Genomic DNA, 1043 nt, shown 5'->3' on the forward strand with positions numbered 1-1043 from the left:
GGTAGATTGCAAATTTAATCCGAATTTTTGGACAAATTTGTCAGCATAACCTGATACGGTGTTTGCCAGTCGAGTATTTTAAGCGGTCGCTGGTTAATTTGGAGTAACGTCGTCGTTAGATCTTGAGCACTAATGTGCTCAAAACGAGTCCCTTTAGGATAAAAATAACGTAAATTCCGATTAAAGCGTTCATTACTACCACGTTCAGCTGGCGTATAAGCATGGCAGTAATAGGTCTTAATACCATATTGTGATTCAAGTGATACTAGCCCACTAAACTCAGTGCCACGGTCCACAGTAAAGCTGTGCACCGGACCATTAAAAGTGGTTAGGAACTTAGTTAGTGCTTCATTAACAGTCGCTGTCGTCCGATCTTTTAACCGGTATGCCCAAAGGAACCGTGATTTGCGATCGATTAAAGTTAATAAAACTGCCTTACTATGCCCACGAGGACCAACGACTGTATCTAGTTCAAAATCGCCGATGCGATTACGTTGATTAATCATCATGGGACGCTGTTCAATTGATCGCCCCAAAGATTGATTATATTTGGATCGTTGGTCAACGTTACGCCGTTGGCGTACGCCATGTTCAGGTAGATCATTCAAGGAGAAATCAATTCTCCCCTGATTTAGCCAATTATAAATAGATTTAGTAGCTAGTTTAAATTCGTGAGCAATCATTCCTGGTGACCAGCTTAGACGTAAATGGTTGAGAATTTTTTGCTTTAACTCATCGCTCAGCTTAGTTTTCCGACCACATCGTGATCGCTTGTATTCGGCATCTGTTTGTGCTAATTCAGCCTGATAAGGTTGACATCGAGATAATTCATAAGAAATTGTTGACGGTGATCGGTTCAGCCGAACGCCCATTTGGATATTGGACAGCCCTAGTTCACAAAAGGTTTCGATTTTAATTCGTTCGGAATAGGTTATACTAGACAAAAGATCAGCTCCTAAAAGATGGGTTTGTGGTAAACACCATTTTAAAGGAAGCTGATCTTTTTTGTCCGAACAGCGTTCGGATTAATTTTACAATCTACC

At 40.7% G+C, this 1043-nt stretch carries 1 protein-coding gene; it reads right to left on the reverse strand.

Annotated elements, in window-relative coordinates:
* Nucleotides 1-14 precede the first annotated feature (14 nt).
* Nucleotides 15-944 (reverse strand): IS30-like element ISLpl1 family transposase, encoded by a 930-nt coding sequence (locus tag IV55_RS10070; protein WP_015473476.1) that lies wholly within the window; start codon nt 942-944, stop codon nt 15-17.
* Between the last annotated feature and the right edge of the window lie 99 nt (nt 945-1043).

It is taken from the genome of Furfurilactobacillus siliginis, from assembly GCF_001437435.1.
In the GTDB taxonomy this organism is placed as follows: domain Bacteria; phylum Bacillota; class Bacilli; order Lactobacillales; family Lactobacillaceae; genus Furfurilactobacillus; species Furfurilactobacillus siliginis.